This window comes from Pseudodonghicola sp., assembly GCF_048268305.1.
Classification (GTDB): Bacteria; Pseudomonadota; Alphaproteobacteria; order Rhodobacterales; family Rhodobacteraceae; genus Pseudodonghicola.
Map to the genome: position 1 here is coordinate 258,953 of NZ_JBLWVT010000009.1, position 14,689 is coordinate 273,641.

Annotated in this window: 13 protein-coding genes; 7 read left to right on the forward strand and 6 right to left on the reverse strand. The window is 63.6% G+C overall.

What is annotated here, in order from left to right; all coding sequences use genetic code 11:
• Positions 1 to 78: 78 nt before the first annotated feature.
• Positions 79 to 1,152 (forward strand): phenylalanine--tRNA ligase subunit alpha, encoded by a 1,074-nt coding sequence (gene pheS, locus ACN0V4_RS17965; RefSeq protein WP_417678637.1) that lies wholly within the window; start codon positions 79 to 81, stop codon positions 1,150 to 1,152.
• Between the two features lie 75 nt (positions 1,153 to 1,227).
• Here the strand turns inward: pheS and ACN0V4_RS17970 are convergent, their stop codons facing one another.
• Positions 1,228 to 1,434 (reverse strand): cold-shock protein, encoded by a 207-nt coding sequence (locus tag ACN0V4_RS17970; protein ID WP_417678639.1) that lies wholly within the window; start codon positions 1,432 to 1,434, stop codon positions 1,228 to 1,230.
• A gap of 236 nt (positions 1,435 to 1,670) precedes the next feature.
• Positions 1,671 to 2,237, reverse strand: a complete 567-nt coding sequence (locus ACN0V4_RS17975) for a L,D-transpeptidase (RefSeq protein WP_417678689.1) — start codon at positions 2,235 to 2,237, stop codon at positions 1,671 to 1,673.
• Positions 2,238 to 2,416: 179 nt separating this feature from the next.
• Here ACN0V4_RS17975 and trxC point away from each other — a divergent pair, with 179 nt between their 5' ends.
• A complete protein-coding gene (gene trxC, locus ACN0V4_RS17980) occupies positions 2,417 to 2,842 on the forward strand; it encodes a thioredoxin TrxC (protein ID WP_417678641.1) in 426 nt (141 codons plus the stop codon).
• Between the two features lie 57 nt (positions 2,843 to 2,899).
• Here the strand turns inward: trxC and ACN0V4_RS17985 are convergent, their stop codons facing one another.
• Entirely contained in the window at positions 2,900 to 3,607 is a 708-nt protein-coding gene (locus ACN0V4_RS17985; protein WP_417678643.1) for a hypothetical protein, read from the reverse strand.
• 795 nt (positions 3,608 to 4,402) lie between these two features.
• Complete coding sequence (gene ettA, locus ACN0V4_RS17990; protein ID WP_417678645.1) at positions 4,403 to 6,058, reverse strand: energy-dependent translational throttle protein EttA; 1,656 nt, start codon at positions 6,056 to 6,058, stop codon at positions 4,403 to 4,405.
• A gap of 315 nt (positions 6,059 to 6,373) precedes the next feature.
• On the opposite strand from ettA, the gene ACN0V4_RS17995 reads away from it, so the two are divergent.
• The 3 genes from ACN0V4_RS17995 to dacB all read left to right on the forward strand — a co-directional run bounded on the left by ACN0V4_RS17995 (position 6,374) and on the right by dacB (position 9,487).
• On the forward strand, positions 6,374 to 7,198 hold the full coding sequence (locus ACN0V4_RS17995) for a siderophore-interacting protein (protein ID WP_417678647.1): 825 nt from the start codon (positions 6,374 to 6,376) through the stop codon (positions 7,196 to 7,198).
• A 72-nt stretch (positions 7,199 to 7,270) separates the two neighbouring features.
• Positions 7,271 to 7,864 (forward strand): nicotinate-nucleotide adenylyltransferase, encoded by a 594-nt coding sequence (locus tag ACN0V4_RS18000; protein WP_417678649.1) that lies wholly within the window; start codon positions 7,271 to 7,273, stop codon positions 7,862 to 7,864.
• A 114-nt stretch (positions 7,865 to 7,978) separates the two neighbouring features.
• Positions 7,979 to 9,487 (forward strand): D-alanyl-D-alanine carboxypeptidase/D-alanyl-D-alanine-endopeptidase, encoded by a 1,509-nt coding sequence (gene dacB, locus ACN0V4_RS18005; protein WP_417678651.1) that lies wholly within the window; start codon positions 7,979 to 7,981, stop codon positions 9,485 to 9,487.
• 16 nt (positions 9,488 to 9,503) lie between these two features.
• On the opposite strand, the gene ACN0V4_RS18010 is transcribed toward dacB, so the two are convergent.
• On the reverse strand, positions 9,504 to 9,872 hold the full coding sequence (locus ACN0V4_RS18010; protein WP_417678691.1) for a tellurite resistance TerB family protein: 369 nt from the start codon (positions 9,870 to 9,872) through the stop codon (positions 9,504 to 9,506).
• A 174-nt stretch (positions 9,873 to 10,046) separates the two neighbouring features.
• Here ACN0V4_RS18010 and ACN0V4_RS18015 point away from each other — a divergent pair, with 174 nt between their 5' ends.
• Together ACN0V4_RS18015 and ACN0V4_RS18020 are read left to right on the forward strand one after the other, a co-directional pair.
• Positions 10,047 to 11,621 (forward strand): lysine--tRNA ligase, encoded by a 1,575-nt coding sequence (locus ACN0V4_RS18015; protein ID WP_417678653.1) that lies wholly within the window; start codon positions 10,047 to 10,049, stop codon positions 11,619 to 11,621.
• 211 nt (positions 11,622 to 11,832) lie between these two features.
• Positions 11,833 to 14,118 carry a glycosyl hydrolase family 28-related protein gene (locus ACN0V4_RS18020; RefSeq protein WP_417678655.1) on the forward strand — a complete coding sequence of 762 codons (2,286 nt, stop codon included), beginning with the start codon at positions 11,833 to 11,835 and terminating at the stop codon, positions 14,116 to 14,118.
• On the opposite strand, the gene ACN0V4_RS18025 is transcribed toward ACN0V4_RS18020, so the two are convergent.
• Positions 14,115 to 14,609 (reverse strand): HugZ family protein, encoded by a 495-nt coding sequence (locus ACN0V4_RS18025; protein WP_417678657.1) that lies wholly within the window; start codon positions 14,607 to 14,609, stop codon positions 14,115 to 14,117. The two genes, ACN0V4_RS18020 and ACN0V4_RS18025, sit on opposite strands and share 4 nt — an antisense overlap.
• Positions 14,610 to 14,689: the final 80 nt, after the last annotated feature.

Below are 14,689 nucleotides of genomic sequence, written 5' to 3' on the forward strand. Positions count from 1 at the left end.
TGTCCATGGGGGCGTCGCGTGACTTGCATTCGCGGGGCGGCGGGGCTAGCAGGGCGTAAGCAAGCAGCAGAGGGCGCCATGGACGATCTTAAGGCAAATTATCTGACGCAGATTGCCGCGGCCGGCGATGAGGCCGCGCTTGAGGCGATCCGTCTCGCCGCCGTCGGCAAGAAGGGTGAGATCAGCCTGAAGATGCGCGAGCTGGGCAAGATGACGCCGGAGGAACGGCAGATCGCGGGCCCGGCGCTGAACGCGCTGAAGGACGAGATCAACAGCGCGCTTGCCGCCAAGAAGGCGGGGCTGGCCGATAAGGCGCTGGACGAACGTCTGCGCAGCGAATGGCTGGATGTTACCCTGCCGTCGCGGCCGCGGCGTCAGGGCACGCTTCACCCGGTCAGTCAGGTCACCGAAGAGGTCACCGCGATCTTCGCCGAAATGGGCTTTGCCGTCGCCGAAGGCCCGCGGGTGGAAACCGACTGGCACAATTTCGATGCGCTGAACATTCCCGGCCATCACCCCGCGCGGGCCGAGATGGACACCTTCTACATGCACCGCGCGCCGGGCGACAACCGGCCGCCGCATGTGCTGCGTACCCATACCTCTCCGGTGCAGATCCGGTCGATGGAGGCGCAGGGTGCGCCGCTGCGGATCATCTGCCCGGGCGGCGTCTATCGCGCCGACTATGACCAGACCCATACGCCGATGTTCCATCAGGTCGAGGGGCTGGCGATCGACACCGATATCTCCATGGCCAACCTCAAGTGGGTGCTGGAGGAATTCGTGAAGGCCTTCTTCGAGGTCGACGATGTGGAGCTGCGGTTCCGCGCCTCGCACTTCCCCTTCACCGAACCCTCGGCCGAGGTCGATATCCGCTGCTCCTGGGAGGGCGGCACGCTGAAGGTGGGCGAGGGAGACGACTGGCTGGAAATCCTCGGTTCCGGCATGGTGCACCCGAAGGTTCTGCAGGCCGGCGGCATCGACCCCGAGCGCTATCAGGGCTTTGCCTTCGGCATGGGGATCGACCGCATCGCGATGCTGAAATACGGCATCCCCGATCTGCGCGCCTTCTTCGACAGCGATCTGCGCTGGCTGCGGCACTATGGCTTTGCCAGCCTCGATGTGCCGACGCTGCACGGCGGTCTCAGCCGCTGAGGCAAATGAAAACCCCCTCCCGGCGAGCCGGAAGGGGGCGAAATCTCAAGCTTGCGAGGCGAGGGCCTCGACGGCTTACACCAGTTCCAGGTTGATCGCGGATTCGCGGCCGTCACGGCCGGATTGCAGATCGTAGGTGACCTTCTGGTTGTCGGCGAGGCCGGTCAGGCCAGAACGTTCAACAGCCGAGATGTGCACGAACACGTCTTTGCCGCCATCGTCGGGCGCAATAAAGCCGTAGCCTTTGGTGGAATTGAACCATTTGACGGTGCCGTTGGCCATCGTCGTTTCTCCTGTTTTACAAGTCTGCCCGCGGGATGCGGCAGCTAGGCTCGGTCGTAGCAAGATCGAAGACTGAGCCTGTTTGTAGCAGCAGCAGAGTCGATAGCGTAACGTTGCGGGAGATTAAATGGAACGACCTCGGCCACTTGGCAAGAGGGCAAAATATTGAATTTTTCTGACGTGCTCATTCCGCCGCAGTGCCGCCAGGTCCTGACCGGAGGGGCTTGGACGACCGGTCACAGCACGGTTACCATCGTGCCCAACGGCACCCGATCGTAAAGGTCGATGACGTTGTCGTTCAGCATCCGGATACAGCCGTTCGACCAGCTTTGACCGATGCTGGCGGGCTGGTTGGTGCCGTGAATGCGGAAATAGGTGTCAACGCCGTTCTGGTAGAGATAGAGCGCCCGGGCCCCCAGCGGGTTGTCGGGGCCGCCGGGCTGGACATAGCTGTTGCCCTTGAAGCGGGCGAAGGTGCCGGGGCTGCGGGTGATCATCTCGTTGGTGGGGCGCCAGCTCGGCCATTTCTGCTTGCGGTCGATGGTGGCCGCGCCGGTGAATTCCAGCCCGGCCTTGCCGACGCCGACGCCATAGCGGATCGCCTGTTTCGGTTCGGTCACCCAATAGAGGTAATAGGCGCGCGGCACGATCAGCATCTGCCCGGGCAGGAACTCTCGGCGGACAGAGACATATTGCGGGGTGGGATCGTATGTCTGTTCCTGGGCCGGGGCGGTTTCGGGCCAGAGCAAGGCGCTGCCCGCCGTGGCGGCGGAGGAGGCGAGAAAGGAGCGGCGTGTCAGCATGTGAACCATCGCGAATAGGGGCAGTTCCTCCATTTTGGCCTCCAGGTGCGAGAGGTCAATGGGGGAAGCGGGGCCTGCGTTCACAATCGAGGGGGGCGTTGTTTCGGGATGGCTTGTCGCGCGGGCGGCGCTTTCCTATATCGTTTCCTGAATGTGATTTCTTCTGAAAGGAATGAATGATGGCCGGCAAGAAACTGACCTGTCTGGAATGCGGCCAGCTGAACCGGGTGCCCGAGGACAAGCTGATGGCGGGCGCCAAATGCGGCACCTGCGGCGCAGCCCTGTTGCCCTCGAAACCTGTTGAGGTCGATCCCGCGATGCTTGCCAAGGCGGCGCAGAATGACGATCTGCCGCTGGTGGCGGATTTCTGGGCGCCGTGGTGCGGCCCGTGCCGGATGATGGCACCGGAATTCACCAAGGCGGCGGCGACGCTGCAGGGCAAGGTGCGGCTGGTGAAGCTGAACACCGAGGACCACCAGGCGGCGGGGATGAAATACGGCATCCGTGGCATCCCGACGATGGTGGAATTCTCGGGCGGGCGCGAGGTCAAGCGCCAGTCGGGCGCCATGCAGGAACGCCAGATCCTGAGCTGGATCGGGGCCTAAGCGCCTTTTCCTTCTCTTCCCGATCGGCGGCTGCGCGGTCTCGGCCGGGGGAGGGGATCAGAAGCTGAGGGTGGTGATGATCCGCGCGGGCGCCAGCGGCGCCCCCTTGGCATCGGTCATCGCCCGCAGCTGACGCTGACCCGCGCCGGGGATCGCGGCCTCGGCCTGGGCGCGATGCGCCGCGGTCACCTGATCGGCGGGGCAGGCGCCCTTCACCGTCCAGCGATTGTAGGAGATCGGCCCGGCCACGGCGCCCGAGATCACCTGTGGCGCCACGTCGTTCGTGGCCACCTGGCCCGAGGCGATCAGCGCCTTGATCGCCTCGCCGATGATCTCGGCGCTTTCGTGGAAATCCATGTCCTTGATAGCGAGCTTCGCCTCGGAGAGTGGAATGCCGGGATCGGTCGCGGCATCGGTCAGGCAATGGTGCGCCACGAACAGCCAGTCGTGGATCATATAGGCCGGCGCATAGCCCCAGGGCGAGAACCCCTTGAACATTTGCCCAGGTTTCGGGATCGAGCCACCGTCGGTATAGATCATCTCGGGCCGGATCTCGGCCGGGGTCGCGCCCTCGCCCCGCTCCAGCCGCAGGGGATCGCGCGGATTGGGGACATAGACGAATTTCCCCGCCCCCTCGGTCGATGACCCTTCGCCCACCCACATGACGAAGACGGTTCCCTTGATCCTGCCCTCGGGCAGGGCGTCGTAATCCACCCAGCCGCAGGCGGCGAGGAGGAGGGGGAGAAGGAGGGCGAGGCGCGGCATGGGATCACTCGTTTGCGGGCGTGGAACGAGTGTGGCCGATCGAGGTGGGTTTGTGAAGGTTTGCCGCGTGAGGTTCTGTTTCTGTCGGTTTTCTTTATTTCACAGAATCTTAGTGGCGGTCGATGTGCAATTTTGGAATGCAGCCAGGGATTAGGCTGCGGATGTCATTAAGTTTTTGGACGACCTTCGGTGCGTCCATGGATTGGCTTGAAGTACTTATTATCATTAGCTGTTCGTGAAGTTCTTCAAGCAAATAAAGAAGCTTGGTTTCATAGTTATAAGCGGAAGGATCTAAGCCTGAACGTCGATATGCGTGGTCAAGTTCTTGTCTGATATGGCGGGAGTACTGAGAGTTGCTGAGGCTGTGAAGAATTCTCGTGACAATATCAATTCGTACGGGTTGGCCATTTTTTAGTTTAGCGAAAGTCGTTGGGCTTATTTGAACAAGCTCACAAAAGCGCCGCCCTGTTAGGCCCGTGCCGACTTGTAGGGATGAGATGTCGAGGGTGCGGTTGTCATACTGAGTCATGCATGAACGGTTATCGCAAATTTATGACGCTAATCAGCGTCAACTTTGGCGCGATTATGGCAAAAATTTTTGAATTTCATGTTCATAGTTGTTCGCGGGGATTTGAGTGGCCTAGCCTCATCGGGCATACTTTGTAGTGCTTAATCTAACAAAGGACCGCACAGGATGACGCTAGACCACATGGTAGTCTTGCTGATGATCCTCCAAATCGCAATAGCGATTTGCTGGAGAAAATAGTGAGTAAGGGGCCTTCGAGGCCCCTTACTTTACCGCGTAAACTTCTTGTACTTCAGCCGCTTGGGTTCCAGCGCATCCGGTCCCAGGCGGCGCTTCTTGTCCTCTTCGTAAGAGGTGAAGTCGCCTTCGAACCATTCCACATGGGCCTCGCCCTCGAAGGCGAGGATATGGGTACAGATGCGGTCGAGGAAGAAGCGGTCGTGCGAGATCACCACGGCGCAGCCGGCGAAATCGACCAGCGCGTCTTCCAGCGCCCGCAGGGTTTCGACGTCGAGGTCGTTGGTCGGTTCGTCGAGCAGCAGGACGTTGCCGCCCTCTTTCAGCAGCCGCGCCATATGGACCCGGTTGCGTTCACCGCCCGACAGCAGGCCCACCTTCTTCTGCTGGTCGCCGCCCTTGAAGTTGAAGGCCGAGCAATAGGCGCGGGAGTTCATCTGGGCGTCGCCCAGCTGGATCACCTCGGCGCCGCCGGTGATCGCCTCCCAGACGTTGTCGTCGGGGTTCAGATCGTCGCGCGACTGGTCGACATAGGACAGTTGCACGGTGTCGCCATATTCGATGTTGCCGGCATCGGGGGCCAACTGGCCGGTCAGCATGCGGAACAGCGTCGATTTCCCGGCGCCGTTGGGGCCGATGACGCCGACGATGCCGCCGGGCGGCAGGCTGAAGCTCAGATCCTCGATCAGTTGCTTGTCGCCCATGTGCTTCGACAGATGTTCGACCTCGATCACCTTCGACCCCAGGCGCGGGCCGTTCGGGATGACGATCTGGGCACGGGCGATCTTTTCGCGTTCGGACTGGCCGGCCATCTCGTTATAGGCCTGGATCCGCGCCTTGGATTTCGCCTGCCGGGCCTTGGCGCCCTGCCGCATCCATTCGAGTTCGCGCTCAAGCGTCTTCTGCCGCGCCTTGTCTTCCTTGGCCTCATGCGCCAGCCGCTTGGTCTTCTGTTCCAGCCAGGCGGAATAGTTGCCCTCGTAGGGGATGCCGCGACCACGGTCGAGTTCGAGGATCCAGCCGGTGATATCGTCAAGGAAGTAGCGGTCGTGGGTGACGATCAGGATGGTGCCCTTGTAGTCGATCAGGTGCTGCTGCAGCCAGGCGATGGTCTCGGCGTCGAGGTGGTTGGTCGGTTCGTCGAGGAGCAGCATCTCCGGCGCTTCGAGCAGCAGCTTGCAGAGCGCGACGCGGCGACGTTCGCCGCCCGAGAGGGTGGTGACATCGGCATCGTCCGGCGGGCAGCGCAGCGCCTCGAGCGAGACATCGACCTGGCTGTCCAGATCCCAGAGGTTCTGGCTGTCGATCTCGTCCTGCAGCCGGGCCATCTCGTCCGCGGTCTCGTCCGAGTAGTTCATGGCGAGTTCGTTGTAGCGGTCGAGGATGTCCTTCTTGGCCTTTACCCCCAGCATGACGTTCTCGCGCACGGTCAGCGTCGGGTCGAGCTGCGGCTCCTGCGGCAGATAGCCGACCTTGGCGCCCTCGGCGACCCAGGCCTCGCCGGTGAAATCCTTGTCGATACCGGCCATGATCCGCATCAGGGTGGACTTACCGGCGCCGTTGACGCCGACCACACCGATCTTCACCCCGGGCAGGAAGTTGAGATTGATGTTCTCAAAGCACTTCTTGCCCCCGGGGTAGGTCTTGGAGACACCCTGCATGTGATAGACGTATTGATAGGCGGCCATTCTGGTCAGCTCCGGCTTAGGGACATCGGCGTCGGGTTGACCTAGGTCTGTAGCCAAGCCGGGCCGCGAGGGCAATATCGCAAGGGCATTATCGGCGGATCCGCGGTGGATCCCGGGGCGATGTGGTGGTCGGGGCAGGGGGCCCTCTGCCTCCTCTTGACCTGCGGCCCATTCACCCCGGAGAGGATCCCGGCAGGGAAGAGCGGCGTCATGGCGCATTTTGGCGCAGGTCGGGGAAGGCTGGGGTTCTCCCTTGTATCTTGAGTGAAATAATCGGAAATAAAGGGCGGCACCGTCGCAGAGAAGGAGACCGTGATGTCCGCAACGCCCCTGCCGCCCATTCTCGATCTGAAGCGTCCGGCGCAGCGGCGCCCGGGCGCGCGCGTGGTGACGGTGATCGCCAAGCGCCGGATCAGCCCCAACATGATCCGTCTGACGGTGACCGCACCGGAACTGGCCAATGTTCCGGCGGGCTGTGAGGGGGCCAATTGCAAGATCCTCCTGCCGGAGCGCGGTGAATCCCGGGATGCCTTCGCGGCGCGGCTGAGCGCGGGGCAACGGCCGGTGACGCGGACCTATACGGTGCGGCATTGGCGGCCCGAGGTGCTGGAGATGGATGTCGACTTTGTCGATCATGGCGACGGCGGCCCGGCAAGCGCCTTTGCCCTGCGCGCAGAGCCGGGCGATTTCTGCGGCCTGGCGGGGCCGGGCCCGGTGAAGATGAGCGATTTCTATGCCGACTGGTATCTGGTGGCGGCCGATATGTCGGCGCTGCCGGTGGCGGCGGCGGCGCTGGAGGCGATGCCGCGCGATGCGAAGGGCGTCGCGATCTTCGAGGTGACCGAGCCCGGGGATCGGCAGGAGATCGACGCGCCCGAGGGGATCGAGCAGCATTGGCTGATCCAGCCCGATCCGCATCAGCCCTCGACCGCGCAAGAGGCGCTGATCCGGTCTCTGCCCTGGCCCGAGGGGCGGGTGCAGACCTGCATCGCCGGCGAAAGCGGGGTGATCAAGGCGCTCCGGGCCTTCCTGCATCAGGAAAAGGGGCTGGATCGGGGTGATACCTATATCTCCGGCTATTGGAAGATCGGCATGGTCGAGGATGAACACCAGCAGATGAAGCGGCGCGAGAACGCCTGAGGCGAGGCCGCCCGTTTCGGCTGGACCCTGTCGAGCGGCGGCCTTAGGGTCGCGCGCCAGAGGAGTTGGGGCATGAGATGCGGATTTCCCCCCGCCGGGCGCGGGCAGTCTGTCGGCTTGTTGGGGGGATCTTTCGATCCGCCCCATGAGGGACATGTGCATATCACGCTGGAGGCGTTGAAGCGGTTCGGGTTGGATCGCGTCTGGTGGCTGGTCAGCCCCGGCAATCCGTTGAAGACGCGCGGGCCGGCGCCCTTGCCCGAGCGGATGGCGCGGGCCAAGGCGATCATGCGGCACCCGCGCGTCAGCATCACCGATATCGAGGCGCGGCTCGGCACCCGGGCGACGGCGGACACCCTGGCGGCGCTGAGGGCGCGCTATCCGGGCGTGCGCTTTGTCTGGTTGATGGGGGCGGACAATCTGGCGCAGTTGCACCGCTGGCAGAATTGGCGCGACATCGCCGATACGGTGCCCGTGGGGGTATTGGCGCGGCCGGGCGATCGGATTTCGGCGCGGATGTCGCCGGCTGCGCGGATTTACCGGCATTATCGAGTCCCGGGAGGGGCGAGCCATCTTCTGGGGCTGGCGCAGCCGCCGGCCTGGTGTTTCGTCAATGTGCCCATGGTCGACATCAGTTCGACCCAGCTTCGCGCCGGCGAGGAGTGAATTCGGCATCCCGGCGCCGGAAGGATTGCGGATTCGCAAATCTCCGGCTTGTCTGCGGCGGGGAGCTGCGATTTTATGCAGCCGTGGGGAACCGATTTTACGATGTGATGTGAAATGACCAAGGGACTGTCGCGGCGCTGGGTTCTGGGGACACTGGCGGGGGTGATCGGTGCGCCGGGCGCCGCTTTGGCCGGGGCGCCGGCGGTGTCGATCCGGCCGCATCTGCGCGGGGTCGCCGCGACGAAGGGCGCGGTCGCGGCCGTTACCGATGGTGGTGCGCAGGGGCTGATCGCCCGCTTCGGTCTGCCGGGCGAGGTGGTCTGTGCGGTGGCCGATGTGAAATCGGGCCGACCGCTGGAGGCGGTGCAGGATCAGGAAGGTCTGCCGCCGGCGAGTGTGGCGAAGGTCATGACCACGCTCTATGCGCTGGACCGGTTGGGGCCGGGGTATCGGTTCCGCACCCGGTTGATCGGGACCGGATCGTTGGAGGGCGGAGTCCTCAAGGGCGATCTGGTGCTGGCGGGGGGCGGTGATCCGACGCTGGAGACGAATGATCTGGCGGCGCTGGCGGCCGAGCTGAAACAGAAGGGCGTGCGCGAGGTGCGCGGGCGGTTCCTGGTCTATGACGGGGCCTTGCCCTATGTCCGCAGCATCGACGAGGCACAGCACGAACATCTGGGCTATAGCCCGGCGGTGTCGGGCATCGCGTTGAACTTCAACCGGGTGCACTTCCAGTGGACACGTGGAGCCAACGGCTATGCCGTGGCGATGGATGCGCGCAGCGATCGCTATCGTCCCGATGTGACGATGGCGCGGATGCGGGTGGTGAACCGTGAGGTGCCGATCTTTACCTATTCCGACCGCAAGGGCGTCGACGACTGGACGGTGGCGAGCGGGGCGCTGGGCAAGGACGGCTCGCGCTGGTTGCCGGTGCGCCGGCCGGCGGATTATGCCGGTGATGTCTTCCGCACCATGGCCGCCGCCTATGGCATCGCGCTGAAGCCGGCCGAGGCGACCCGCAGTCTGCCGGGCGGCACGGTTCTGGTCAGCCATGACAGCGAGCCGCTGCAGGAGGTCCTGCACGACATGCTGAAGTTCTCGAACAACCTGACCGCCGAGATGGTGGGGATGACCGCCACGGCGAGCAGCGGGCAGATGCCGGGAAGCCTGCGCGAGTCCGCCGCGGCGATGAACGGCTGGGCGGCGGCGCGGCTGGGGATGGGGCATACCCGGATGGTGGACCATTCCGGGTTGGGCGATGCCTCGCGCATGACGGCGGGGGATCTGGTGACCGCGCTGGTGCAGGCGCGGCAGAACGGGGCGCTGCGGCCGCTGCTGAAACCCTTTCCGATGCGCGATGCCAAGGGCCGCGTGGTCAAGGATCACCCGATCAAGGTCGATGCCAAGACCGGCACGCTGAACTTCGTCTCCGGGCTGGGTGGGTTCCTGACGGCGCCCAACGGCAAGGAACTGGCATTTGCCATCTTCGCCACCGATCCGGGCAAGCGGGAACGTTCCAAGGGGGTCGAGGGGGATATTCCCGAAGGGGCGCGCGCCTGGAACCGCAAGGCCAAGCAATTGCAGCAGAAGCTGATCGAACATTGGGGCGCGGTCTATAGCTGAGACCGCGCCGCGATTGTCAGGTCAGGTGACGGGCGCGGGCGCCGCGTTCGATGGCGGCGGCGTGCAGCCGGTCGATATTCAACTCATAGCGGATTTCTTCCAGCAATCGCAGTTCGGGCTCGGCCAGGGTGCCATCGGCGGCGGCCACGTCGCAGGCCAGCGCATAGGCGGTCTCAAACAGCCGTTCCGGCAGGTCACCGCGGATCAGGCCGAACAGCGCATCCAGCCCGTCCTCCTGTTCGAACAGGTCGAACACGGTTTGTGAAATATGCTTGATCCGGTCGATGTCGTAATCGGCGAAGATCGGCAGGTGGTTCACGGCGGATTGAATCTTGACCAGTTCCACGGTGCGGATGTTCTCGTCCGAGGCGGAAACGGCGACCATCAGCGCAACCAGGCAGTCCTGGGCGCTGAGCACATGCTGTTCGGGGGTGGGCACTGGCGGTTCCTCAGGTTTTTAAGGCGTAGAAGCTCAAAATATTGACGCCGCAGCGTGAGCACAATAGGTAGCGGCCTCAGGCCGCGCGGGGTGCGCGTCCTTTCTTTCTCGGAGTTTGAAATGTCCCATCTGCGCGAAGCCGCCCTGGAGTCGAAAGCCTGGCCTTTTGAAGAAGCGCGCCGGGTCCTCAAACGCTATGAAAAGAAGCCGCCGGAGAAGGGATATGTGCTGTTCGAGACCGGCTATGGCCCCTCGGGTCTGCCGCATATCGGCACCTTTGGCGAAGTTCTGCGCACCACGATGATCCGCCGCGCCTTCGAGGTGATTTCGGACATTCCGACCCGGCTGATCTGCTTTTCCGACGATATGGACGGGATGCGCAAGGTGCCGGGCAATGTGCCCAATCAGGAGATGCTGCGCGAGCATCTGCAAAAGCCGCTGACCAGCGTGCCCGATCCCTTCGGCGAATTCGACAGCTTCGGCCATCACAACAACGCCATGCTGCGCCGGTTCCTCGACACCTTCGGGTTCGAGTATGAATTCTATTCGGCCACCGAGTTCTACAAGTCGGGCCAGTTCGACCAGACGCTGCTGCTGGCGGCCGAACGCTATGACGAACTGATGAAGATCATGCTGCAGTCGCTGCGCGAGGAGCGTCAGAAGACCTATTCGATCTTCCTGCCCATCCATCCCGAGACCGGCCGGGTGCTTTATGTCCCGATGAAGGAGGTGAACGCCAAGGACGGCACCATCACCTTCGACGACGATGACGGCAAGGAATGGACGCTGCCGGTGACCGGCGGTCAGGTCAAGCTGCAGTGGAAGCCCGACTTCGGTGCCCGCTGGGCGGCGCTGGGCGTCGATTTCGAGATGTACGGCAAGGACCATTCGACCAATACGCCGATCTATGACGGCATCTGCCGCGCGCTCAGCGCGCCGGCGCCGGAGCATTTCACCTATGAGCTGTTCCTCGACGACAAGGGCCAGAAGATCTCGAAATCCTCGGGCAACGGGATTTCGATCGACGAATGGCTGACCTATGCGTCCACCGAGTCGTTGTCCTATTTCATGTATCTCAAGCCGAAGACCGCCAAGCGGCTGTATTTCGACGTGATCCCCAAGGCGGTGGACGAATATCACCAGCAGCTGCGTGCCTATCCGACCCAGGATTTGAAGACGCAGTTGAACAACCCGGTCTATCATATCCACAACGGGAATGTGCCGGTTTCGACCCTGGTGGTGCCTTTCGCGATGCTGCTCAACCTCGCCTCGGTCTCCGGGGCGGAGGACAAGGCGCAGCTTTGGGGCTTCATCAACCGCTATGCGCCCGAGGCCTCGGCCGAAACCCATCCCGACCTGGATCAGGCGGCGGGCTTCGCGGTGCGCTACTTCAACGACTTCGTCAAACCGCACCGGGTCTATCGTGCCCCGACCGAGGCCGAGCGCGAGGCGCTGGTGCTGCTGCGCGACGCGCTGGCCAGCTATGACGGCCCGATCGAAGACGAGGCGCTGCAGGCGGTGGTCTATGATGTGGGCCGCGACCGCTTCGATCCGCTGCGCGACTGGTTCAAGGCGCTTTACGAAGTGCTGCTGGGCGCCAGCCAGGGGCCGCGCTTCGGCGGCTTCATCGCGCTCTATGGCGTGCAGGAGACCATCGCGCTGATCGACAAGGCGCTGGCGGGCGAGCTGGCCTGAGGTCAGCCGGAAATCCGCGACATTGGCGCGCGTCGGCTGAAGGGCCGGCGCGCGTTTTTCTTTGCGGTGCCTTTTGTCTCGCGGGCGGAAATCCCCTTCGTTAACCCCAACGCGCGCTGGTCTGAGCCGCTGTTAACCCGGCCTGCCTATCCCTTTCGCCGGCGTTCGGGCGGCGATCCCGGACATTGACGGATCTGGGAAAGGGATTTCGATGAACGTGGCAATCACCGAGGGTCTGGTTCTGATGCCGACCCCTTTCGCCGAGGGGCTGGATGTCTGGTCGAGTGGCGACGGCACGGCAGGCTCGGACAGCTACGACGGGGCGCTCAATGCGGTCTATGTGGCGGCGGATCAGGACTTTGGCGGCTGCCTGGAGCTGCAGAAGACCGATGCCACGCAGAAGCTGCGGTACATGGGCAAGACGCCGGTTGAACCCGGCGTCTATCTGCAAATCTCCGTGCGGATCAAGGCGATCAGCGGCAACCTGCCCAAGGTGCGGATTGCCGGCTGGGCCGGCTATAGCAGCGACACCCATGTCAGCGGGCTGACCGAGGTGGCGGCCGAGACCGCACTGACCACCTATGGCGAGATCGTCGAGCTGACCGCCATCGTCGGCACCGGCAATCGTGGCGGCGTCGACATGGTCTGGGGGATGCAGCCGACCTTTGGCCATTTCGGCATCGACCTGACCGGCGCCAATGGCGGCGTGGTGCGCATCGACGATATCGAGATCGTCGATATCACCGGTGTTTTCCTGCGCGACATGCTGGGGCAGGTGGACGTGCGCGACTATGGGGCGGTGGGGGATGGCACCACCGACGACAGTGCCGCCTTCGATGCCGCTGATGCTGCCGCCGACGGTCGCCGCGTTTTCGTGCCGGAGGGCAGCTATTACCTGGGCGACAGCGTGACGATGGAGTCCGAGGTGTTGTTCGAAGGCACCGTCAGCATGCCGGTCGACAAGATGCTGGTGCTGACCAAGGGGTTCGACCTGCCGCATTACATCGAGGCTTTCGGCGACGAGGCGCTGGCCTTCCGCAAGGCGTTTCAGGCGCTGCTGAACAACGCCGATCACGAAAGCCTCGATCTGGGCGGGCGCAAGATTACCGTCGTCGGGCCGATCGACATGGCGGCGGCAGTGCCCAACAAGACCAGCTATTCCACCCGGCGGGTGATCCGCAACGGCCAGTTCGAGGCGGTCGACGGCGCCGCCTGGGAGACCGAGGTGGTAACCTCTCAGGCGACCTATAGCACCAGTTCGCCCAAGAAGCTGACCAATGTCGCCAATGTGGCCAATATCCCGATCGGCGCCCTGGTCGAACGGAATGGCGTCGGTCGCGAGGTCTATGTGACCGACAAGAAGATCGGCGCCCAGGAGCTGACGCTGAGCGGCGCGCTTTACGATGCCGCCGGCACCCACGGCTTCACCTTCCGCAGCTTCAAGTACATGCTGGATTTCAGCGGTTTCGAGAGCTTCAGCAAATTCGCCATCTCGGACGTCGAGTTCCAGTGCGGGGGGGTGTGCAGCGGCATCCGGCTGGCGCCGAGCGGGTCGATTTTCCAGTTGCGCGACTGTTTCATCACACGCCCCAAGGATCGCGGCATCACCTCGATCGGCAACGGTTGTCAGGGGATGCTGATCGACCGCTGTCAGTTCCTCTCCTCCGAGGCGCCGCTGAGTGTCGAGGATCGCAGTTCCATCGTGCTGAACGCCAATGCCAACGATGTGAAACTGCGCAACAACCGGGCCGAGAAGTTTCGCCATTTCGCCTTTCTCGCCGGCAACAACAGCATGGTGATCGGCAACCACTTCTTTCAGGGCGACAGCGAGACCAAGGGCGTGCGCTCGGCCGGGATCATCTTCGCCCAGAGCTATTGCAGCGCGACGGTGACCGGGAATTACATCGACAATTGCCATATCGAATGGACCAACGAGCTGGACCCGGTGCCGGACTACAGCAGCGGGTTCTCGTTCAGCGCGATGAGCATCACCAACAACATCTTCCTGTCGGGCAATGTTGCCGATTGGGTCAGCTATATCGTGGTGAAACCCTATGGCAGCGGCCACTACCTGAACGGGGTGACGGTGACCGGCAATGTGTTCCGCACCATCAACGGCACCATCGACCGGGTGGATCGGGTGGACACCACCTTTGCCGAACTCGATTTCAGCAAGACCAAGAACGTGACCTTCCTGGGCAATACCTATCATTCGGTGACCGCGCAGGTGATGAATCCGCTCAGGGTGCGGCACAATCAGTCGACCTTCGCAAGCACCTGGACGGTCGATCCGGCGGGAGAGCTGCCCTTCGGCGCCCAGGCGCGCGGGGTCGACGGGATCGTGGCGCTGGATCACATCCGGGCCACCGGCGGGGTGGAGGTGTTCGAAATGCCTTATGTGCTGGTGCAGCAGGGCAGCGGGCAGGGCAAGGTCAAGCTCTTGTGGTCGCAGGAGATGCGCGGCGAGGTGGCGGTGAGCATCCGCATCGACACCTAGACCGGAAGGCCCATGTCGGCGGGCGTCAGCCGGAAGGCGCGACCGAAGCCACCGTTCAACAGGCCTTGGCTGACGGAGAAGCGGGCGAAGCTGAAGTCGGCGAAGCCGATATAGAGTTTGGCCTTGGGGTGGTCGCGCAGGTAATGCGCGGCCATTTTTTCATAATCTGGGTGATCATGGGCGATGAAGCTGGCCTGCGCCAGCAGGGTCAGGCGCGGATGGGTCAGCGGATCGCCCTTCGCCCCGGGCTCGCCCACCAGCAGCGACGCGGCGGGATTGGCCTGGAGCGCCGTGGTATGGGCGGCGAGGCTTGATATCAGCGTCAGCGGCGCCCGCTCGGGCGAGAGGCCGAAGGCCACCCGCGTCACCATCGGCCCGCCCTCAGGCAGGATCACCGCAAGCGCGGCCGAACGGGCGCTTGCCAGCAGATCGCGGGCGAGCGCGCGGGCCTGGTCATCGGTGGGGCGGATCGGGTCGGGCTTTGCGGTCATGGGCTATGTCTAACGTCGGCGGTGACGGGGGGCCAGCCCCCCGAGCCCCCCGGGATATTTGCAGCTAGAAAAAGGCAGGG